Source organism: Halochromatium sp., assembly GCF_046541315.1.
GTDB lineage: Bacteria > Pseudomonadota > Gammaproteobacteria > Chromatiales > Chromatiaceae > Lamprobacter.
Genome location: NZ_JBKHDN010000003.1, coordinates 18,425 through 39,472, shown reverse-complemented (window position 1 = coordinate 39,472; position 21,048 = coordinate 18,425). Strand labels below are relative to the sequence as shown.

Annotated in this window: 18 protein-coding genes and 1 pseudogene; 11 read left to right on the top strand and 8 right to left on the bottom strand. The window is 66.5% G+C overall.

The genetic code is table 11. The annotated features are described in order from the left end of the window. Positions 1-393 (bottom strand): annotated as a pseudogene (locus ACLFQI_RS00785) (hypothetical protein); the annotation flags it as partial. A gap of 201 nt (positions 394-594) precedes the next feature. Here ACLFQI_RS00785 and ACLFQI_RS00780 point away from each other — a divergent pair. The 9 genes from ACLFQI_RS00780 (at position 595) to ACLFQI_RS00740 (ending at position 9,894) form a co-directional block, all read left to right on the top strand. Next, positions 595-1,221, top strand: coding sequence for a phosphoribosylanthranilate isomerase (locus ACLFQI_RS00780; RefSeq protein WP_410756885.1), 627 nt, complete (start codon positions 595-597; stop codon positions 1,219-1,221). Further along, positions 1,205-2,440: a tryptophan synthase subunit beta gene (trpB, locus tag ACLFQI_RS00775; protein WP_410756884.1), complete on the top strand. Its 1,236-nt coding sequence runs from the start codon at positions 1,205-1,207 to the stop codon at positions 2,438-2,440. The genes ACLFQI_RS00780 and trpB overlap by 17 nt, the downstream gene beginning before the upstream one ends. Further along, positions 2,437-3,270: a tryptophan synthase subunit alpha gene (gene trpA / locus ACLFQI_RS00770; protein WP_410756883.1), complete on the top strand. Its 834-nt coding sequence runs from the start codon at positions 2,437-2,439 to the stop codon at positions 3,268-3,270. The genes trpB and trpA overlap by 4 nt, the downstream gene beginning before the upstream one ends. A gap of 22 nt (positions 3,271-3,292) precedes the next feature. After that, a complete protein-coding gene (gene accD / locus ACLFQI_RS00765; RefSeq protein WP_410756889.1) occupies positions 3,293-4,252 on the top strand; it encodes an acetyl-CoA carboxylase, carboxyltransferase subunit beta in 960 nt (319 codons plus the stop codon). A gap of 122 nt (positions 4,253-4,374) precedes the next feature. Next, positions 4,375-5,673, top strand: coding sequence for a bifunctional folylpolyglutamate synthase/dihydrofolate synthase (locus tag ACLFQI_RS00760; RefSeq protein ID WP_410756882.1), 1,299 nt, complete (start codon positions 4,375-4,377; stop codon positions 5,671-5,673). 41 nt (positions 5,674-5,714) lie between these two features. Then, positions 5,715-6,374, top strand: coding sequence for an SPOR domain-containing protein (locus tag ACLFQI_RS00755; protein WP_410756881.1), 660 nt, complete (start codon positions 5,715-5,717; stop codon positions 6,372-6,374). A 115-nt stretch (positions 6,375-6,489) separates the two neighbouring features. Then, on the top strand, positions 6,490-6,981 hold the full coding sequence (locus tag ACLFQI_RS00750; protein WP_410756880.1) for a CvpA family protein: 492 nt from the start codon (positions 6,490-6,492) through the stop codon (positions 6,979-6,981). A gap of 8 nt (positions 6,982-6,989) precedes the next feature. Beyond that, positions 6,990-8,507, top strand: a complete 1,518-nt coding sequence (gene purF, locus ACLFQI_RS00745) for an amidophosphoribosyltransferase (RefSeq protein ID WP_410756879.1) — start codon at positions 6,990-6,992, stop codon at positions 8,505-8,507. A gap of 115 nt (positions 8,508-8,622) precedes the next feature. After that, the gene (locus ACLFQI_RS00740) at positions 8,623-9,894 is read left to right on the top strand and encodes an O-succinylhomoserine sulfhydrylase (protein ID WP_410756878.1); all 1,272 of its coding nucleotides are present in this window, start codon (positions 8,623-8,625) and stop codon (positions 9,892-9,894) included. A gap of 233 nt (positions 9,895-10,127) precedes the next feature. Here the strand turns inward: ACLFQI_RS00740 and tal are convergent, their stop codons facing one another. Further along, a complete protein-coding gene (gene tal / locus ACLFQI_RS00735; RefSeq protein WP_410756877.1) occupies positions 10,128-11,096 on the bottom strand; it encodes a transaldolase in 969 nt (322 codons plus the stop codon). Positions 11,097-11,308: 212 nt separating this feature from the next. Here tal and ACLFQI_RS00730 point away from each other — a divergent pair, with 212 nt between their 5' ends. Further along, positions 11,309-12,523 carry a CHAD domain-containing protein gene (locus ACLFQI_RS00730; protein ID WP_410756876.1) on the top strand — a complete coding sequence of 405 codons (1,215 nt, stop codon included), beginning with the start codon at positions 11,309-11,311 and terminating at the stop codon, positions 12,521-12,523. Between the two features lie 94 nt (positions 12,524-12,617). On the opposite strand, the gene dapE is transcribed toward ACLFQI_RS00730, so the two are convergent. The 3 genes from dapE to dapC form a co-directional block, all read right to left on the bottom strand. Continuing rightward, the gene (dapE, locus tag ACLFQI_RS00725; RefSeq protein ID WP_410756875.1) at positions 12,618-13,778 is read right to left on the bottom strand and encodes a succinyl-diaminopimelate desuccinylase; all 1,161 of its coding nucleotides are present in this window, start codon (positions 13,776-13,778) and stop codon (positions 12,618-12,620) included. A 209-nt stretch (positions 13,779-13,987) separates the two neighbouring features. After that, positions 13,988-14,821 (bottom strand): 2,3,4,5-tetrahydropyridine-2,6-dicarboxylate N-succinyltransferase, encoded by an 834-nt coding sequence (gene dapD / locus ACLFQI_RS00720; RefSeq protein WP_410756874.1) that lies wholly within the window; start codon positions 14,819-14,821, stop codon positions 13,988-13,990. Between the two features lie 183 nt (positions 14,822-15,004). Next, positions 15,005-16,201: a succinyldiaminopimelate transaminase gene (dapC, locus tag ACLFQI_RS00715; RefSeq protein ID WP_410756873.1), complete on the bottom strand. Its 1,197-nt coding sequence runs from the start codon at positions 16,199-16,201 to the stop codon at positions 15,005-15,007. 243 nt (positions 16,202-16,444) lie between these two features. On the opposite strand from dapC, the gene ACLFQI_RS00710 reads away from it, so the two are divergent. Beyond that, positions 16,445-16,834, top strand: a complete 390-nt coding sequence (locus ACLFQI_RS00710) for a VOC family protein (protein WP_410756872.1) — start codon at positions 16,445-16,447, stop codon at positions 16,832-16,834. Here the strand turns inward: ACLFQI_RS00710 and ACLFQI_RS00705 are convergent. Genes ACLFQI_RS00705 through map form a run of 3 tightly spaced genes read right to left on the bottom strand, consistent with a single transcriptional unit; the run spans position 16,819 to position 21,001 of the window. Continuing rightward, complete coding sequence (locus ACLFQI_RS00705; RefSeq protein ID WP_410756871.1) at positions 16,819-17,427, bottom strand: hypothetical protein; 609 nt, start codon at positions 17,425-17,427, stop codon at positions 16,819-16,821. The genes ACLFQI_RS00710 and ACLFQI_RS00705 overlap by 16 nt on opposite strands. A 59-nt stretch (positions 17,428-17,486) precedes the next feature. Beyond that, positions 17,487-20,126: a [protein-PII] uridylyltransferase gene (glnD, locus tag ACLFQI_RS00700; RefSeq protein WP_410756888.1), complete on the bottom strand. Its 2,640-nt coding sequence runs from the start codon at positions 20,124-20,126 to the stop codon at positions 17,487-17,489. A gap of 26 nt (positions 20,127-20,152) precedes the next feature. Beyond that, positions 20,153-21,001, bottom strand: coding sequence for a type I methionyl aminopeptidase (gene map, locus ACLFQI_RS00695; RefSeq protein ID WP_410756870.1), 849 nt, complete (start codon positions 20,999-21,001; stop codon positions 20,153-20,155). Between the last annotated feature and the right edge of the window lie 47 nt (positions 21,002-21,048).

Genomic DNA, 21,048 nt, shown 5'->3' with positions numbered 1-21,048 from the left:
GTTCTTGCGGTAGGGAAGCAGGCTCAGGGAGCGACGCGGCGGTTGCGCCAGCGGTTCGGCAGCCGGTGCCGCATCCGCAGCCGCATCCGCAGCCGGTGTCGTAGCCGGTGCCGCAGCCGATGTCGTAGCCGGCACCTCGGTGTCCGGGTCCAGGTCCAGCGGCGTCGTGCGGTCGGCGCTCCTGGCGAGCGCAGGCGCAGGCGCCGGCTGCGGCACCGGCTCGAGCTTGTCAGCGTCCATCGGGTTGCGGCTCGCCGCGAGGGCGTCGAAACACTGGAGTCGCGCATCGGCATTCGCGATGCGCGCGCAGTTGGCAAGACCGGTCGCGGCCCCGGCTTCATCCGCCCGCGCAGGAAGGACGATCAACAAAAGACTCAGCAGCGACGAGGCCAAAGGCCTCGGCCTGATCGATCTGCTCATGAGCCTGCTCCTTGTCTGATTCCAATTCATGGCCATGGTGGTTATCCAGGCGACGCGGCGCTTTAGCGGGAAGGGATACTCAATTTTGTCGACAATCAGAGCCAGACGCAAACCCGCTGGCTATGCTCTAATGTAGGGTTTGCGATGGGCGCGGCGCTGTCGATGCGAGGATCGATGCGAACACGGGTCAAGTTCTGTGGTCTCACCCGGCTCGACGATATCGAGACGGCGGTGGCGCTCGGGGTCGATGCGGTCGGGCTCGTCTTCCACCCGGCGAGTCCGCGCGCGGTCGAGGTCGAGCAGGCGGCACGCCTGGTGGAGGCGCTGCCGGCGTTCGTGAGCGCGGTCGGGCTATTCGTCAATGCCGAGGCCGAGCGGGTGCGGGCCGTGCTTGAGCGCGTTGCGCTCGATGCCTTGCAGTTCCACGGGGCCGAGCCGCCGGCCTATTGCCGGGGCTTTGGCCGGCCCTGGATCAAGGCGATCGCGGTCCGCGCCGGAGTCGATCTCGCGGTCGAGGCGCGACGCTATGCCGGGGCGCGTTCGCTGCTGTTCGATACCTATGATCCGGCGCTCGCCGGCGGGACCGGGCGTTGCTTCGACTGGGGACTGGTGCCGGCACCACAGGCGCGGCGCGGCATCCTCGCCGGCGGGCTGACGGCCGCCAACGTGGCCGCTGCGATTCGCCAGCTGCGCCCCCATGCGGTGGATGTGAGCGGCGGGATCGAACGGGCGAAGGGGCTCAAGGAGCCTGACAAGATGACTGATTTCATGAAAGGGGTACGTGATGGCGACCAGAGCTGAGGATCTCGAACGCGGCGCGGCGCCGCCCTATCGGTGGCCCGATGCGCGCGGCCACTTCGGCCCCTATGGCGGCATGTTCGTGCCCGAGACGCTGATGCATCCGCTCACCGAGCTGCGCCAGGCCTATGAGCATTATCTGGCCGATGCGGATTTCCTGCGCGAACTCGATGCCGACCTGCGCGACTATGTCGGCCGCCCGTCGCCGGTCTACCATGCTGCGCGCTGGAGCCGCGAGCTGGGCGGCGCGCAGCTGTTCCTCAAGCGCGAGGATCTCAATCACACCGGCGCGCACAAGGTCAACAACACCATTGGCCAGGCGCTGCTGGCGCGGCGCATGGGCAAGACCCGCATCATCGCCGAGACCGGCGCCGGTCAGCACGGCGTCGCCAGCGCGACCGTCGCCGCGCGACTGGGACTCGAATGCGTGGTCTACATGGGCGAGGTCGATGTCGCGCGTCAGGAGGCCAATGTCTACCGCATGCGCCTGCTCGGCGCCGAGGTGGTCGCGGTCAAGTCCGGCACCCGCACGCTCAAGGACGCGCTGAACGAGGCGATGCGCGATTGGGTCACCAACATCGACAACACCTTCTACATCATCGGCACCGTGGCCGGGCCGCATCCCTATCCGGCCATGGTGCGCGATTTCCAAGCGGTGATCGGCCGCGAGGCGCGCGCGCAGATGATCGAACAGACCGGACGCCTGCCCGATGTGGTGATGGCCTGTGTCGGCGGCGGCTCGAACGCCATCGGGCTGTTCCATCCGTTCATCGGGGACGCGGAGGTCGCGATGATCGGCGTCGAGGCCGCCGGCGATGGGCTCGACACTGGCCGCCATGCGGCGCCGCTCTGCGCTGGCGAGCCGGGCGTGCTGCACGGCAATCGCACCTACCTGATGGAAGACGCCAACGGCCAGATCCGCGAGACCCACTCGATCTCGGCCGGGCTCGATTATCCGGGCGTTGGTCCCGAGCATGCCTGGCTCAAGGACAGCGGCCGCGCCCAGTACGTCGCGGTCACCGATGACGAGGCGCTGGCCGCCTTCCACGGCCTGACCCGCACCGAGGGCATCATCCCGGCGCTCGAGACCAGCCACGCGCTGGCGCAGGCGGCCAAGCTGGCGCCGACCCTGCGCAAGGATCAGAGCATCCTGGTCAATCTCTCGGGGCGCGGCGACAAGGACATGCAGACCGTCGCGCGCCTGGATGGACTGCAACTATGAGCCGTATCCAGACCCGCTTCGAACACCTGCGCGAGCAGGGCCGCACTGCGCTGATTCCCTTTGTCACCGCCGGCGATCCCTCGCCCGAGGTCACGCTCGAACTGATGCATCGGATGGTCGCCGCCGGCGCCGATCTGATCGAACTCGGCGTGCCGTTCTCGGACCCGATCGCCGATGGGCCGGTGATCCAGCGCGCGACCGAGCGCGCATTGGCGCAAGGTGTCTCGTTGCGCACTGTGCTCGGCATCGTGCGGCGCTTTCGCGCCACCGATGACGAGACGCCGGTGGTCCTGATGGGCTATCTGAACCCGATCGAGGTGATGGGCGACAAGGCCTTCGCCGACGCCGCGCGCGCGGCCGGCATGGACGGCGCGCTGATCGTCGATGTGCCGCCGGAAGAGAGCCACGAACTGGTCGATGCGATCAAGGCGCAGGGGCTCGACCTGGTCTATCTGCTGGCGCCCACCTCCAATGCCGAGCGCATCGAGGCGATCGCCGAGGTCGCCTCCGGCTTCGTCTACTATGTCTCGGTCAAGGGGGTCACCGGCGCCAGCACGCTGGATATCGACGAGGTCGACGCCAAGCTAGCGGCGATTCGCGCCCGCATCGCGCTGCCGGTCGGCGTCGGCTTCGGCATCCGCGATGCGGCCACCGCGGCCCAAGTGGCGCGTGTCGCCGACGCGGTGATCGTCGGCAGCGCGCTGGTCGGCCGCATCGAGACGCTGGCGGAGCAGGGCCACGCCGAGCGGATTCCGACCGTCATTGGCGACTTCCTCGCTGAGCTGCGGGCCGCGATCGACGAGACCGACCACGGAGGCCGGCATGGCTGAGAAAACCGCTCGCGGTGACGCAATGAGTTGGTTCGAAAAACTGATTCCGAGTCGTATCCGCACCGAGGCGATCAGCAAGCGCGCGGTGCCGGAAGGGCTGTGGGACAAGTGTCCCGGCTGCAACGCAGTGCTCTATCGCGCCGAGCTGGAGCGCAATCTCGAGGTCTGCCCGAAATGCGGCCATCACAACCGGATGCTCGCGCGCAAGCGACTCGAACAGTTCCTGGACCCGGACTCGAGCGAGGAAATCGGCGCCGAACTGGACTCGACCGATCCGCTCAAGTTCAAGGACATGAAGAAGTACAAGGATCGGCTCAACCAGGCGCAAAAGCAGACCGGCGAGAAGGAGGCGCTGATCGTCATGCGCGGTCAGCTCAAGGGCATGGCCTGCGTCGCCGCCGCCTTCGAGTTTCGCTTCATGGGCGGCTCCATGGGCTCGGTGGTCGGCGAGCGTTTCGTGCGCGGGGTCGATGTCGCGCTTGAGCAGGAGGCGCCCTTTGTCAGCTTCTCGGCCAGCGGCGGGGCGCGCATGCAGGAATCGCTGTTCTCGCTGTTCCAGATGGCCAAGACCAGCGCCGCGCTCGGGCGTCTGCGCGAGGCGCGACTGCCGTTCATCTCGGTGATGACCGATCCCACCATGGGCGGGGTCTCGGCGAGCCTGGCGACCTTGGGCGACATCAACATCGCCGAGCCGGGCGCGCTGATCGGCTTCGCCGGCCCGCGCGTGATCGAGCAGACGGTGCGCGAGACCCTGCCGGAGGGTTTTCAGCGCAGCGAATTCCTGCTCGAACACGGCGCGCTGGATCAGATCTGCGATCGCCGCGAGCTGCGGGATCGGATCAGCGACCTCGTCGCGATGCTGATGCGCCGCGCGGTGATCGACAACGCCGCAGCGTCGGACAAGGTGGCGGCGGCGGACGGCACCGGCTCGACCGAGCTGGTGGTGTCGGAGTCGCGCGCCTTGCTGCCGGGGCCGCTCTGAACACGCCGCCCAGCCCGATCGAGGCTGGCGCGCCGGCTGATCCAGCGGCCAGCTCGGTGGCCCATCCCGCCACCAGCTCAACGCTCAGTCCGGCGATCAGTTCAGCGATCATGCCAGCGCCCATGCGTTACCAAACCCTGGCGGAGTGGCTCGCCTGGCAGGAGACGCTGCATCCGAACCGCATCGATCTGCGCCTCGAACGGGTCAGCGCGGTCTGGGCGCGGCTGCATCCGGAGCTGAGCGCGGGCGCGCTTCCTTGTCCGGTGATCACCGTGGGCGGCACCAATGGCAAGGGCTCCTGCGTGGCCTATCTCGAGGCCTGGTATCGGGCCGCCGGGTATCGCTGTGGCGCCTATACCTCGCCGCACCTGTTGCAGTACAACGAGCGCGTGCGCATCGACGGCGAGCTGGCGAGCGATACGGCCCTTTGTGACGCCTTCGCGCGCATCGATCGGGTTCGCGGTGAGTCGCCGCTGACCTATTTCGAGTTCGGCACCCTCGCGGCCTTGGACCTGTTCGTGCGTGCCGGGGTCGAGATCGCCCTGCTCGAGGTCGGTCTTGGCGGTCGTCTCGATGCGGTCAACATCATCGACGCGGATGTCGCGTTGGTCGCCAGCATCGGCCATGATCATGCGGCCTGGCTCGGGGACACCCTGGAGCAGATTGCCGTCGAGAAGGCCGGCATCTTCCGCCCCGGACGGGCGGCGGTGATCGGCCAGCGCGATGCGCCGACGCGGTTGCGCGAGCGCGCCGAGGAAATCGGCGCGCGGCCGCTGCAGCTCGAGCAAGCGTTCGCCTGGAGCGCCGAAGCCGATCACTGGAGCTGGCGCGGGCCGGATGGCAAACGGCATCGGGCGCTGCCGACGCCGGCGTTGCGCGGTCGTCATCAGTACGATAACGCTGCTGCCGCGCTTTGCGCCCTGGAACAGCTCGGCGCTCGGCTGCCGGTCCCGGTGACGGCGATTCGCCAAGGCCTGTCGCGGGTCAAGCTCGGCGGACGTTTCACCGTGCTGCCCGGGCCGCCGGGACAGCCGACCTGGGTGCTCGATGTGGCGCATAATGATCAGGCGGCGCTGGCATTGGCCGAGAACCTCGCGCGTGTTCCCTGCACCGGGCGCCGCTTGGCGGTGCTGTCGTTGCTCGCCGACAAGGATGCGCGCGCCGTGGTCGCGCCGCTGGCCGGACTGATCGGGCGCTGGCATCTCGGGCCAGCGGCGAGCGCGCGCGCCATGCCGCTCCATCGCATCGAGGCGGCGTTGACCGAGGTGGCAGCGGCGGCGACCTGGTGCTCACATGCGGATCTGGAGCAGGCGCTCGCCGCCGCCGCCGCCGAGGCCGCGCCGCCGGATCTGATTCTGGTGTTCGGTTCCTTCGTCACGGTTGAGGCGGCCCTGCGCAGTGCGTGCGTGGCTGCTGTATAATTCTGACGCTTTCATGAATAGAACCCGGGTGCATCATGCAGATGGATGAAGCAGCCAAGAGGCGATTGGTCGGCGCCGCTGTCTTGGTTGCCCTGGCGGTGATCTTTGTGCCGATGCTGGTCGAACGGGATGACAGCGGCCTGGGCGAACCGATCCTGATCCCGGAGGACGAAGCCTGGATGGACGACCACGCCTTCGCGCCGGCGGAGGACGACGCGCTGCCCGAGCCTGAAGAGCTGGCGATGCCGCTGCCGACTCCAGAACCGCCGCCGGCGGCAGCGAACAGCAACTCCTCCCAGGCCGCGCTCTCGATGCCGCCGCCCATCGAACCGCCCGCGCCAGCACCAGAACCCGCGCCAGCCCGGGCCGAGCAGCGCGCTACCGACTCGGCGGCAGCGGGGGCGGAGGGTCGCCGGGACCGATCGACATCGACGCCGACCGGCCCCAATCCGGTGCCGGCCGGGACCAGCGCCTGGGTGGTCCAAGTCGCCAGCCTCGGCTCATCGGACGCGGCGGGTCAATTGCAGGACGAATTGCGGAGCAAGGGCTATCCGGCCTTTGTCGAACAGGCCGAGGTGGGTGGACGTCGCTATTACCGGGTCCGGGTGGGTCCAGAGGTCGAACGCAGGCGGGCGGATCGTCTCGCCGAGCGGCTCTCGGCCGACACCAAGGGTCAGCCTTTGGTGCAACGTTACCCCTAAACCGTCAGCAGCGCTCATCCAAGGTGCGCCCTGTGGCGAGCGCGATCCGCGCTGCCTGCGGGCAGGGCGGTGAGACAGACAGCGAGTGCTCGTGCCACCTGGGCAGGACATTGTTATGATCTGGGTCGATTACGTCATCATCGCCATCATCGCGCTCTCGGCGCTGATCGGGCTCGCGCGCGGATTGGTGCGGGAGGTCGTTTCACTGCTGGTCTGGGGCGCCGCTCTGGTGGCGGCCTGGACCTTCTACGAGCCGCTCGCGCTCGCCTTGGCCCCCTGGATCTCGACGCCCTCGGTGCGCATCGGCGTGGCGGTCTTGATCCTGGTGCTCGGAGTGCTGATTGCGGGCGCCGTGCTCGGCTATCTCCTGGCGACCCTGGTCGACAAGACCGGGCTCGGCGGCACCGATCAGCTCATGGGCATGCTCTTTGGGGCGGCGCGCGGTGGCGTGTTGGTCGCCCTGGTGGTGTTTCTGGCGTCGTTGACGCCGCTGACCGAGGACCCCTGGTGGAATCAGTCGCCACTGCTCGATCAATTCAAGATCCTAGCCGATTGGATGCTGGAGCAGGTACCGCCCGATGTCTCCGAGCGTATCCAGGCGCTGTGAGGTAGCTCATGTGTGGAATCGTCGGCATCGTCGGCAAATCGCCGGTCAATCAGATCCTCTATGATGCGCTACTGGTGCTCCAGCATCGCGGTCAGGATGCCGCCGGCATCGTCACCAGCGATCGCAAGAAGCTGCACATGCGCAAGGATAGCGGGCTGGCGCGCGATGTCTTCCGCACCCGGCACATGCTGCGCCTGCGCGGCACCATGGGCATCGGCCATGTGCGTTATCCGACCGCCGGCGGCTCCTGTTCCTCCGAGGCGCAGCCGTTCTATGTCAACTCGCCGTATGGGATCGTGCTCGCGCATAACGGCAACCTGACCAATGCCGAGGAACTCAAGCGCGAGGTCTTCGTCGACGATCTGCGCCACATCAATACCGAGTCCGATTCCGAGATCCTGCTCAACGTCTTCGCCCACGAGCTGCAGTTGCAGAACAAACTGCGCATCGACGAGCAGGATATCTTCCGCGCCGTCGAAGGCGTGCATCGGCGCTGTCGCGGCGGCTATGCGGCGGTGGCGATGATCCCTGGTTTCGGCGTCTTCGGCTTCCGCGATCCGCACGGCATTCGCCCGGTGGTCTATGGCAAGCGCGAGACCGCGGCCGGCACCGAATACATCATCGCCTCCGAGAGCGTGGCGCTGGATACCATCGGCTTCGAGCTGATCGGCGACGTCGCCCCCGGCGAGTGCGTCTTCATCGATCGCGAGGGACACCTGCATACCAAGCAATGCGCGCCGCAGCCGGTGCTCTCGCCCTGTATCTTCGAGTTCGTGTATTTCGCGCGCCCGGACTCGATCATCGACAACATCTCGGTGCATAAGGCGCGCTCGCGCATGGGCAAGAAGCTGGCGGGAAAGATCAAGCGGGTCTGGCCCGGTCACGACATCGATGTCGTCATCCCGGTCCCGGACACCAGCCGCACCGCGGCCTTGCAGCTAGCCAACCACCTGGGCGTGCCCTACGCCGAGGGCTTCATCAAGAACCGCTACATCGGCCGCACCTTCATCATGCCGGGCCAGCAGGTGCGCAAGAAATCGGTGCGCCAGAAGCTCAACGCGATCGATCTCGAGTTCCGTCGCAAGAACGTGCTCTTGGTCGATGATTCCATCGTCCGTGGCACCACCTCGCAGCAGATCATCCAGATGGCGCGCGATGCCGGCGCGCGGCGGGTCTACTTCGCCTCGGCGGCGCCGCCGGTGCGCTACCCGAACGTCTATGGCATCGATATGCCGTCGGCCAGCGAGCTGATCGCGCACGCGCGCAGCGAGGCCGAGATCGAGCGGGAACTCGGCGCCGATCGACTCTTCTTCCAGGATCTGAACGATCTCATCGACGCCGTGCAGAAGCGGGGCAAGAGCCTGGTCGATCGCTTCGATACCTCGGTCTTCGATGGCGTCTATGTGACCGGCGATGTCACCCCAAGCTATCTCGAAGAGCTCGAGCGTGCCCGGAACGATAGCGCAAAGGCAGAGCGTCAGTCGCGTCAGGACGAGACCGTGATCGAACTCTACAACACCGCCTGAGTGGCGCCGCTGGATGGCTCACGGTGATCGAGCGCTCGCCGCTCCTGTCTGCCGACCAGAGATTGAATTGACAGGCGATCGGTCTTGCGAGCGATACCCGATGCACGATGATGAGGTGACAGGATCAGCCGACCCGACAAAGCCGCCGGCTGCTGAGCGAGGGCCAGCGGGCAACCGCGCTCCGGGGCTCGCGACCATCGGTATTCGCACCGGCCATCGGCGCACCGCCGAGGGCGAGCACTGCGAGCCGATCTTCGCCACCTCGAGCTTCGTCTTCGCGACCGCGGCCGAGGCGGCGGCGCGCTTCTCGGGCGAGCAGCCGGGTAACATCTACTCGCGCTTCACCAATCCGACGGTGCGCGCCTTCGAACAACGGCTGGCGGCGCTGGAGGGCGGCGAGGCCTGCGTCGCCACCGCCTCCGGCATGGCCGCGATTCTGGCGACCTGCATGGGTCTGCTGCAGGCCGGCGATCGCATCCTCGCCGCGCGCAGCCTGTTCGGCAGCACCACCATGCTGTTCGACAAGTATCTCGCCCGCTTCGGCATCGCCACGGATTATGTCCCGCTCAGCGATCTCGATGCCTGGGCGGCGGCGATTCGGCCCGAGACCAAGCTGCTGTTCGCCGAGACGCCCTCGAATCCGCTCACCGAGATGGTGGCGATCCGCCCACTGAGCGAGATCGCCCATGCGCACGGCTGCCTGCTGGCGATCGATAATTGCTTCTGCACGCCGGCGCTGCAGCGTCCGCTCGAACAGGGTGCCGATTTGGTGATCCATTCGGCGACCAAGTACCTGGACGGGCAGGGCCGTTGCATCGGCGGCGCGGTGGTGGGCGATGCCAAGCGCGTTGGTGAGGACGTCTTCGGCGTGGTGCGCACGGCTGGCCCTTCGCTCAGCCCGTTCAACGCCTGGCTGTTCTTGAAGGGCCTGGAGACACTGAGCCTGCGCATGCGTGCCCATGCGGCGAGTGCATTGGCGTTGGCGCGCTGGCTGGATGCGCATCCGGCGGTGGCGCGCGTCCACTATCCGGGATTGCCCGAGCATCCGCAGCATCACCTGATCGCGGACGGGTCGAGCGCCGGCGCCCAGGCGCAACAGCAAACCGGCGGCGGGATCATCGCCTTCGAGGTCGCAGCGCCGCAGCCAAGCCGGGCGCGCGCGCGGGCCTGGTCGGTCATCGATGCCACGCGGTTGCTCTCGATCACCGCCAATCTCGGCGACACCAAGACCACCATCGCCCATCCGGCGACCACCACCCATGGCCGCCTGAGCCCCGAGGCGCGGGCCGCCGCCGGGATCGGCGAGGGGCTGATTCGCGTCGCGGTCGGGCTTGAGGATCTGGCCGACCTTCAAGAGGATCTTGCGCGCGGGCTGGATGCGCTCTAAGACATCACCATTGCACCGAGACCGGGTAACGGGCGATGAGCGGGGCGGGTGTGAGGATGATCGCCTGATTGGTTATCGCCTGACAGACCCAACAGGACGGCACGGATCGGCCAGGGAGGTCGTGCTCGGTCAAATCGGCCTCTTCAACGAAGCGTTCCGCGTCCTCCCATCTTCTTCCCCACGGTGAACGTCCAATTCCGGTCTGCCAGGAAACCTTGAGACAATGTCTGGTCTCAGCAATTCTGACAAATCTCCCGCGTGAACGTCTCGAGCTTCTCGGTATCGGCGGCGAACAGCCGAATCCCCTCGGCGAGCTTCTCGGTCGCCATCGCGTCTTCGTTGAGGCTCCAGCGGAAGGTCTTCTCGTCGAAGCTGACCTTGGGGATATCCATGTCCCGCGCAGCCTCGGCGTCGAGCTTGCGGGGCACTGTGCCGTCGGCCTCGGCGAGTTCGGCGAGGAACTTGGGCGCGATGGTCAGATAATCGCAGCCGGCCAGTCCCAGGATCTCGTCGAGGTTGCGGAAGCTCGCGCCCATGACGATGGTCTCGTAGCCGTGACGCTTGTAATAGTTGAAGATCTCGGTGACAGACTTGACGCCCGGGTCGTCGTCGGCGGGATAGCCGGTGACGTTCTCGGCGTCCTTGTACCAATCCAGGATGCGACCGACGAAAGGTGAGATCAGGGTCACGCCAGCCTCGGCGCAGGCGACTGCCTGGGCGAAACTGAACAGCAACGTCAGGTTGCAATGAACGCCCTGTTTCTCCAAGTGCTCGGCGGCGCGGATGCCTTCCCAGGTCGAGGCGATCTTGAACAGCACGCGCTGGCGCGGATCGATGCCGATCTCCTCGTAGAGCGCGATCAAGCCCTCGGCGCGGGCGATGGTGCCCGCGGTGTCGAACGACAGCCGCGCGTCGATCTCGGTGGAAACCCGGCCTGGCACGATCTTCAGGATCTCGGCGCCGAAGTTGACCGCGAGCTTGTCCATGGTCCAGCGTGCGTGCTCGTCGGCCGTGTTGCCCTTGTCCTTGCCGAAACTCACCGCGTCCTCGACCAGGTGGCGATATGCTGGCATCTGCGCGGCCTTGTAGAGCAGCGATGGGTTGGTGGTCGAGTCTTGGGGCTGGTAGTCGGCGATGGCCTCGAAGTCGCCAGTGTCGGCGACCACCGTCGTCATCGTCTTGAGTTGCTCGAGCTTGCTCATGCTGGTCACCTTGGATAGTCCAGGATGGGATCGGGATCGGAATCTGGACACCATAGTCGATCCCGATCAAGATTGGGAATGGGGGGGCGAGGCCTGATAAACGCTGAGGCGATTGACGGAAATCGCCTTAGGCGACGGAATCTTGCATTGACGTTGGATGACCTCCCACCCGGGAGCGATTCATGTAGGAACGATTGGAGTCTCTCAACGAAATGGGCAAAACCACACAAGAGCCGGCGGATGTGCTCGATCCGGCACAGCGCGCCGATCTGGCGACCAAACAGATCCTGCGCCGCCTGCTCGCAACCATCGAGGCGAATGTCGAGGGCGCGCGCCAGAATCGCGACAGCGAATTCCTGCACGATCTGCGCGTCGCGACCCGCCGCACGCGTTCGGCGCTGAGCCAGATCAAGGGCGTCCTTCCCGACTCCAGGGTCGCCGATTTCAAGGCGCGTTTCGCCTGGCTGCAACAGGTCACCGGGCCGGTGCGCGACCTCGATGTCTATCTGCTCGATTTCCCGAACATGCGCCAGCAGCTGCCGGCGGCCTTGCAACCTGATCTCGAACCCTTGTATCAGTTGCTCCTCGCTCAGCATGCCGAGGCCCAACAGCAGCTTGCAATGGAGCTGGGCTCGCCGAGATTCAAGCAATTGCTCGAGGATTGGCGGGCGTTTCTTGATGCACCTATTGCCGCGTCCGCCGCTGCCGGAACCGGAGCTGCTGCCGACGCCGATGCCGGCGCCGGTGCCGGTGTCGAGCCGAGTGCCGCGCCTCCTGTCGGGCTTGGTGCCGTTGGTGCCGATTCGAGCGTCGCGAATGCCAAGCAGGCTGCGAGGGAGATTGCGGGCGTCGCCAACGCCAAGCAGGACTCGAGCGCGGCTGCAAGTGCCGAGGCGACTGCAAGTGCCGAGGCGACGCCGACAGCGGCCGCGTTGCCGATCAAGCAGTTAGCCGACCGGCGCATCCGCAAGCTGCTCAAGCGGGTACGCGCCGAGGGCCGGGCGATCAACGAGGATTCACCACCGGAGGATCTGCACGAGCTGCGTAAAAGCTGCAAGAAGCTGCGCTATCTGATGGAGTTCTTCCAGAGCCTGTACGAGAAGGAACGGATTCGCGAGCAGATCAAGCAGACCAAGCGGCTGCTCGATAACCTCGGGCGCTTTCAGGATACCGCCGTACAGGCCCGGCATCTGCGCGAGACCGCTGAGTGCGAGGGCGGCGAGGGTCGGCTGCCGCCCGCCACCTTGCTCGCGATGGGCGCGTTGATCGGGCAACTGCTGGAGGACCAGGCGCGCGCTCGCGATGGATTCAGCGAGGTCTTCGCCGGCTTCGACAGCGCCGAGAATGCCGCACGTTTCGCGGCGCTATTCGACGCAAGGGACATCGCTCAGTGCAGGCCTCGCCGCCAACAAGCGCGAAAACGTTAAGTGGCCGTCGAGTTTCTGCTTCCCGACGATTGCCGGACGGTGGCGATCGAATCGGGAGTCAGTGGCTGGACGTTTTCCAACAAGCAGCCCGATCTCAGGTCAGCAGTCGGCGCAGGATGTCGGTATGGATGATCGAGAGCTGGTCTAGCTCCTCGACGCCGACGCATTCGTCGACCTGATGGATGGTCGCGTTGATCGGCCCGAGTTCGACCACCTGGGCGCCGGTGGGGGCGATGAAGCGGCCATCGGAGGTGCCGCCAACGGTCGAGAGCTGGCTCGGCGCACCGGTCACGGCGAGGATCGCGGCTTGGGTGGCATCGATCAGGGCCCCGGCCGGGGTCAGAAACGGGTGGCCAGAGACCCGCCAATCGATCCGGTGATCGAGTCCGTGGCGCTCTAGGATCGCCTGGATGCGCTGTTGCAGCGTCTCCGGCGTCTGTTCGGTCGAAAAGCGCAGATTGAACAACACCTCGAGTTCGCCGGGGATGACGTTATCGGCGCCGGTGCCGGCATGGATGTTCGAGATCTGGAAGCTGGTGGGCGGGAAGTGTTGGTTGCCTTCGTCCCAGCGCTCGGCGCAGAGGTCGGCCAAGGCCGGCATCGCGCGATGCGCCGGATTGTCGGCCAGCTGAGGATAGGCGACATGGCCCTGCTTGCCGCGCACGCGCAGCCGCCCGCCGAGACTGCCGCGGCGGCCGTTCTTGATGATGTCGCCGAGCCGTCGGTGGCTCGACGGCTCGCCGACCAAGGCATAGTCGATGCGCTCGTCGCGTGCTGCGAGTGCTTCGACCACGCGGCGGGTGCCATCGATCGAGGGGCCTTCCTCATCGCTGGTGATGAGGAACGCGATCGATCCTCGATGCGCCGGATGGTCGGCGATGAAGCGCTCGGTCGCGGTGACCATCGCCGCGAGCGAGCCCTTCATGTCGCAGGCGCCACGGCCATAGAGCAGGCCGTCGCGGATCTCGGGCGCGAACGGATCGGAGGTCCAGTCCGCGAGCGGCCCCGGCGGCACCACGTCGGTATGACCGGCGAAGCACAACAGCGGTCCCTCGTCACCGCGCCGCGCCCAGAGATTGTCGACCTGGCCGAAGCGCATCGGCTCGATCGCGAAGCCGAGCGCCGCCAGCCGCTCGGCGATCAATGGCTGGCAGCCGGCGTCCTCGGGCGTCAGCGATGGCCGGCGAATGAGATCCCGGGCCAGTTCGACGGTGGCCGAAAGCCTGTGGGTAGCGGTTGTTGAGGCGGCGCGCATCGAAATCTCCCGGTTGAAACCTCCCTCTTCAGGGGGATCATGCCGCCCGGGAGAGGTCTAACCTTTTCCGTGCCCTATCGCCCGGCTTGGCCGGGCGTGGATTGAAACAGTTGGTGGCGACCGATTGCCTCGGTCCCGATGGCCTTGTCCGGCCGATTGTCTTGCCCGACAGCGGCGTCCAGATCGGGACACGGCGGAGGGAACGCCGCCTAGATATCGCGCAGCAGTTCGTTGATGCCGACCTTGCCGCGGGTCTTCTCGTCGACCTGCTTGATGATCACCGCGCAGTAGAGGCTGTGCGTACCGTCCTTCGCCGGCAGGTTGCCGGGCACGACGACGGCGCCGGCCGGCACTCGGCCGTAGGTGATCTGGCCGGTCTCGCGGTGGTAGATCTTGGTGCTCTGGCCGATGTAGACCCCCATCGAGATCACCGCGCCCTGCTCGACGATGACGCCCTCGACGATCTCCGAGCGGGCGCCGATGAAGCAGTCATCCTCGATGATGGTCGGCGCGGCCTGGATCGGTTCGAGCACGCCGCCGATGCCGACGCCGCCGGACAGATGCACGTTCTTGCCGATCTGCGCGCAGGAGCCGACCGTGGCCCAGGTGTCGACCATGGTGCCGGAATCGACATAGGCGCCGATGTTGACGTAGGAGGGCATGAGCACGCAGCTCGGCGCGATGTAGGCGCCGCGCCGCGCGGTGGCCGGCGGCACCACGCGCACGCCGCCGTCGCGGAAGTCCTTGGAGCTGACATCGGCGAACTTCGACGGCACCTTGTCGTAATAGTTGGTGAAGCCGCCCTTGATGAACTGGTTGTCCTCGATGCGGAACGAGAGCAGCACCGCCTTCTTGATCCAGTCGTTGACCTTCCAATCGCCGTCATGCGGCTGGGCGACGCGCAGCTCGCCGCCGTCGAGCCGCTCGATGGTGTCGATAACCGCATCGCGCACATGGGTTTCGACCGTGCGCGGGGTGATCTCGGCGCGGTGCTCGAAGGCCTGCTCGATGATGGCTTGGTGTTCGCTGTGTTGCTCGGACATAGGGGTTCCCGGAGATGGTTGGAAAGAGAGGGTTGGAAATCGAGGTTCATCAGACCACACCGCGGCGGCTTTGCGCTGGCGAATGAGAAGACCGGCAGAGTCGCGTGATGGCGATCCAAGAGGACTCTGTGACCCCGTGAATCGACCCCGATTGGCAGTCATTATCGTCGTCCATGCGGTCGCTCATAACCCCTCGCAGACCGCGCGGATGCGCTGCGCCGCCTCGATACAGTCCGCGAGCGGGGGCACCAGCGCCATGCGGATATGATTCAGGCCCGGGTCGCCTTGTTCGCCGGCGCGCGACAGGAACCGTCCGGGCAATACCCGCAGGTTCTGCTCGGCGAACAGCCGGCGCGCGAAGTCGGTATCGGGAATCGGCGTGCGCGGCCAGAGATAGAAGCCGGCTGGCGGTATGCTGAAGGCGAGCACGCCATCCAGGATCGCGCTCACGGCATCGAACTTCTCGCGATACCGACGCCGATTCTCGATCACATGCGCCTCGTCCTGCCAGGCCAGCAGGCTCGCCTGCTGATGTTGCAGCGGCATCGCGCAACCGTGGTAGGTCCGGTACTGGAAGAACGGCTCCACCAGCCGCGCGTCGCCGGCGACGAAGCCGGAGCGCAACCCCGGCGCATTCGAGCGCTTCGACAGGCTGTGGAAACAGACACAGCGGCGATAATCATCCAAGCCCAGCGCAGCAGCAGCCTGCAGCAGGCCGGGCGGCGGGTTGGCCTCGTCGAGATAGAGTTCGGCATAGCATTCATCGGCGGCGATGATGAAATCGTGCCGTTGCGCCAGCTCGATCAGCCGCATCAGTCGGGCCTGGTCCATCACCGCACCGGTCGGGTTGCCGGGCGAGCAGATGTAGAGCAGTTGGCAGCGTTTCCAGATCGCCTCGGGAACGGACTCGATATCGGGCAGCCACTGCGTCTGCTCGGTGCACGGGAGCAGATAGGGGCTGGCGCCGGCGAGCAGCGCGGCGCCCTCGTAGATCTGGTAGAAGGGATTCGGCATCAGCACCAGCGCATCCGCGCGCGGGTCGATCATCGCCTGGGCGAAGGCGAACAGGGCCTCGCGGGTGCCATTGACCGGCAGCACCTGGGTCTGCGCATCGATCCCGCTGGGGCCAAGCCCGAAGCGACGACCGAGCCAGTCGGCGATTGCCTGGCGCAGCTCCGGCAGCCCGCGCGTGCTGGGATAGCTCGCGAGCTGATGCACATGCGCGACCAGCGCGTTGGCGATGAACGCCGGTGTCGCGTGCTTGGGCTCGCCGATCGAGAGCGCGATCGCCGCACGCTCGGCGGGCGGCTCGATATCGCGCATGAGCGCCGCCAGCTTCTCGAACGGATAGGGTTGCAGGCGGCTGAGGTTTGGATTCATGACAACAACGAACAGACGGTGGGCCGAGGTCGAGCCTCGCCGCCATTGAGAAGCGGTCGACTAGGCACAATCGCACGGGATAGGCGCAGGGGTATCGGCGCGCAGTATAGGGCAGGGTGCCTGATTCGCTCCACTCGCAGGGAACCGATCACGGATCACCGCGATCACCGGCGGCCCAACGCCGGCTGGTTTCTTGCCACCTTTCTGCCCTGCCGGGCGGAATCTCAACCAAGGATCTTTTTGATGAGCCTGATCGATGCCATCCATCATGTGAGCCTGATCGTCGCCGATACCGAGCGCGCCCTCGCGTTCTATCGCGATCTGCTCGGCCTCGAGGTCGATCCGGCGCGACCGGAGCTGGGCTTCGCGGGCGCCTGGCTGCGCGTCGGCGGCCAGCAGATCCATCTGCTGGAGCTGCCGAATCCGGACCCGCTCGCGGCCCGTCCCGCGCATGGCGGGCGAGATCGTCATCTGGCGCTGACGGTGTCGGATCTGGATGCCATGCGTGCCCTGCTCGACGCCGCCGGGATCCCCTATACCCTCAGCCGCTCCGGGCGCCGCGCGCTGTTTGCGCGCGATCCCGATGCCAACGCCCTCGAGCTGATCGAACAGCCGTCTCACCAGCCGCGGTAATACCAGCGGTTGTTCCAGTCCGAGGGGGGCAGGGGCTCGCCGCTGGCGCTGGATGGCTCGTCGGAGCGTTCGGGGGCCTGATCCTCGGCGAGGCTGCCGCGCATGAGGGGACCGCCGGCCGTGGGTGCCATCGGCGTCACGGGTGTCAGGGGGCTGAACCAGGGCCCGCGATTGCGGTACAGCCGACGTTCGGTCTCGATCATCTCGCGCATCTCCTGGCGCCGCCGTCGCCGTTGCGCTTGGCGCTCGTCGCGTTTGACCGCGCCGAGCGGGTCCAAGGCATCATGTCTCGCTTGGTGCGCGGCGCGCCGTTGCTCATGCAACGCGCGCCGCTGGGCCCGCACCTCCTCCAGCCAGCGGGGGATCTGCGGTTGATGCATGCCCGCTGTCTGCGGTGGATGCGCGCCCGGCACCGGCGTCGGGGCCGGCGTGGGAGCCGGCATCGGCGCCTGCGGGGCGGCGCTGCGCGCGTCGACCGCTTGCTGCTCGTCGGGCGGGGCGCCTTGGGCACGGTTGCCGGTGTCGGCAAGGCCGAGCCCCATGCTCGCGAGCAGGGCGATGACGACTGTCGGCAGGAGGCGAGTGATCGACATGGTCAACCCCTTCAGATGCATCATCGGAATGTCAACGTCTTGGACGCGCAATTGGGCGCTCAGTTGCCGCTCGGCGGCTGGTCGAGGCGGTCGTGGATCTCGCGCCGCAGGCAGCTCAGGGTTTGACCGCAGCGGATGGGCGTGGCATCGCGGGTGGCGATGAAAAAGACATCCTCGACCTCGGCGCCGACCGTGGCAATCTTCGCCCCCCGCACCTGGATGTCGCAACGCTCGAAGACGGTGCCGATCTCGGCCAGCAAGCCGGGCCGGTCGCGCGTGGTGAGATGCATGAGGGTGCGCTGATTGGCGGCGTCGTCGGTAAAGCTGATGCGGGTTTCGATCGGGAAATACCGCAGCTGCCGCGGCAGCCGCCGGTTGACGCGTGGTTCGCTGTCTGGGGCCTGGCGCAGTTCGTGGCGCAGCTGCTCGGCGAGGTCGTCGCTGAGGTCGCCCTGTTCGAGCGGCTCATGGTCGCGGGTCAGCACCTGGAAGACATTCAGCGCCATGCCGTCATCGGTGGTCATGATGCGGGCATTGACGATATCCAGGTTGCGCTGGTCGAGCAGCGCGGTGATGCGCACGAAGAGGTTCTCGCGGTCCTGGAGGTAGATGAAGATCTCGGTGCATCCGCGGGTCGGCAACAGGCGCAGATTCACCATCGGCAGATCCTCGGGGCGCGCGTCGAGGATGCGCTGGGTCTGCCAGGCGATCTCCTCCGGTTGGCTGGGGGCGAAGAAATCCACCGCGAAGCGAAACCACAGATTGCGGCAATCCTCGGCCTCGATCCCCTGACGGGCGAGGATGCGCATGGCCTCGCTCTGCTTCTGCTCGATGAGCACGTCTTGCGCCTGCGGATTATCGAGCCCGCGGTCAAGGCTGCGCCGCGCGGCATGATAAAGCTCGCGTAACAGGGCGTCCTTCCAGGTGCTCCAGCGTTTCGGGTTGGTGCCGCGCACATCGGCGACGGTGAGCAGATAGAGATAATCGAGGCGGTTGATGTCGCCGACCTGCTCGGCAAAGGCCTGGATCACGGCCGGGTCCGAGATGTCCTTGCGCTGCGCTGTCACCGACATCAGCAGATGGTGTTCGACCAGCCAGGCCACCAGCCGGCTGTCGAACTCGCTGAGGTAATGCAGTTGGCAGAAATCCCAGGCATCGTGCGCGCCGAGCACGGAATGGTCGCCGCCGCGACCCTTGCCGATATCGTGGAACAGCGCCGCCAGATAGAGGATCTCGAGCTTGGGCACGTGGCGTGCCACCGCGCTGCACAGCGGCAGCTCGTGATCGTGCGCGGGGATCGAGAAACGGCGCAGATTGCGCAGCACGCGCAGCGTATGCTCGTCGACGGTATAGACGTGGAAGAGGTCGTACTGCATGCGCCCGACGATATTGGCAAAGGCCGGCAGATAGTGCGCCAGCACCCCGTAGCGGTTCATCCGTCGCAGGGTATCGGTGACCCCGCTCGGATGGCGCAGGATCTCCATGAATAGGCTGCGCGCGCGCACGTCCTCGCGGAAGGCGTCGTCGATGCGATGGCGGTTCTCGCGGATCAGGCGGATGGTGGAGGCACGTATGCCGCGCAGTTGCGGGCGCAGCTGCAACAGATGGAAGACCTCGAGCAGGGCGATCGGACGCTGTCTGAAGACCTGTTCATGGGTCACCTCCAGGTAACCGCTGCGGCTTTGGAAACGGCGGTTGATCGGCTCTGGCGGGCCGATGCGATCCTGGAGCAGGATGGCCTCGCGAAACAGCTGCAGCAGCATCTCGTTGAGCCGGTTCAGCTCCATCACCGTGCGGTAGTACTGCTGCATGAACTGTTCCACGGCGAGCGTGTCGCTGTGGTCGCTGTAGCCGAATTGCTCGGCGAGGGTGCGCTGGTAGTCGAACAGCAGCCGATCCTCGTGGCGGCCGGTGAGCCGATGCAGGGCAAAGCGGATGCGCCAAAGCAGGGCGCGGCCCTCGATCAGGGCGAGATGCTCGCTCTCGGTGAGGAAACCGTGGTCGACCAGTTCGCGCAGCGAGTCGGAGCCGAAGTGGCGTTTGGTCACCCAGGTGATCATCTGGATGTCGCGCAGGCCGCCGGGGTTCTCCTTGATGTTGGGTTCCAGGTTGTAGGCCGTCTCGCCGTAGCGTTGCCAGCGCTTGTGCTGCTCGGCGATCTTGGCCTCGAAGAAGCGATCGGTCGGCCACATGCGCGTGGGCGCGATCGCCGCCTGGAGCTGTTCGAAGAGCACGGCCTGCCCGGTGATGAAGCGGGCTTCGATCAGGTTGCTGATGACGCTGAGGTCGGCGGCCGCGGCGCTGGCGCATTCGGACAGGGTGCGGACCGCGTGGCCCAGTTCGATGCCGATGTCCCAGAGGAAGGTGATGAGCGTGGTCAGCGGTGCCTGCAAGGGCTCGAGCTGGGCTTCGTCGACCAGGATCAGCAGATCGATGTCGGAGGCGGGATGCAGCTCGGCGCGGCCATAACCGCCGACGGCGACCAGCGCGCCGGCATCGGCATCCGGCATCACCCGCTGCCAGGCACAGCGCAGCAGTGTGTCGACGGCCTGCGAGCGCGCCTGCAGGAGCTGGCTGACCGGAATCCCCTGATCGTAGCCCTCGAAGAGCCGTGCGTGGACTGTCTTGACCGCGTCGCGGAAGCGCGTCAGCGCGGTGCCCTCGTCGGCACCGAGCAGCTCGGCTTCGCGCTCGAGCACGCCAAGGGTGAGCGCGCTGTCCGTTCTCACCCGGCGCTTGCGCGCAGCCGCACCGGCGCGTGCGGGCCGTCGGCCGTTTCGCTGAACGGGTCGCGATCGACGCTCGCCGCCGCGCGCTCCTCGTCGCGCAGCGTCAGCACCTCGCGGCCCGTCGCGGTGATCAGGATGGTGTGCTCCCACTGGGCGGAGAGGGCGCGATCCTTGGTGACCACGGTCCAGCCGTCCGGCAGCAGCTTGACGAAGCGTTTGCCGGCATTGACCATCGGCTCGATGGTGAAGCACATGCCGGGCTGCAACCTGAGCCCATCGCCGGGCTTGCCATAGTGCAGCACCTGCGGCTCCTCGTGGAAGGCGCGTCCGATGCCATGGCCGCAGTATTCCCGCACCACCGAGAAGCGATGGCGCTCGACGAAGGTCTGGATGGCATGGCCGATGTCGCCCAGGGTGGCGCCGGGGCCGGCTGCGGCGATGCCGATGCGCATCGCCTGCTGCGTGATATCGACCAGCCGGCGTGCCAGCACGGTCGGCTCGCCGACGCAGAACATCTTGCTGGTATCGCCGTGGAAGCCGTCCTTGATCACGGTGATGTCGATGTTGACGATGTCTCCCTTCTTCAGGCGCTTGTTGCCGGGAATCCCGTGACAGACCTGATTGTTGACCGAGGTGCAGATCGAGCGCGGGAAGCCGCGATAGTTGAGCGGCGCGGGAATCGCCTCGAGGTCGTCGACGATGAACGCATGGCAGCGGCGATCGAGTTCGTCGGTGGTGACGCCGGGGACGACGTGCGGCTCGATCATCTCGAGCACGGACGCGGCGAGCCGCCCCGCGACGCGCATCTTTTCGATCTCTTCGGCATTCTTTATGGCAACACTCATGGGGTCAGGATTCCGGCGGCTGCGATCTTCAGATGGTGAATGAGGGC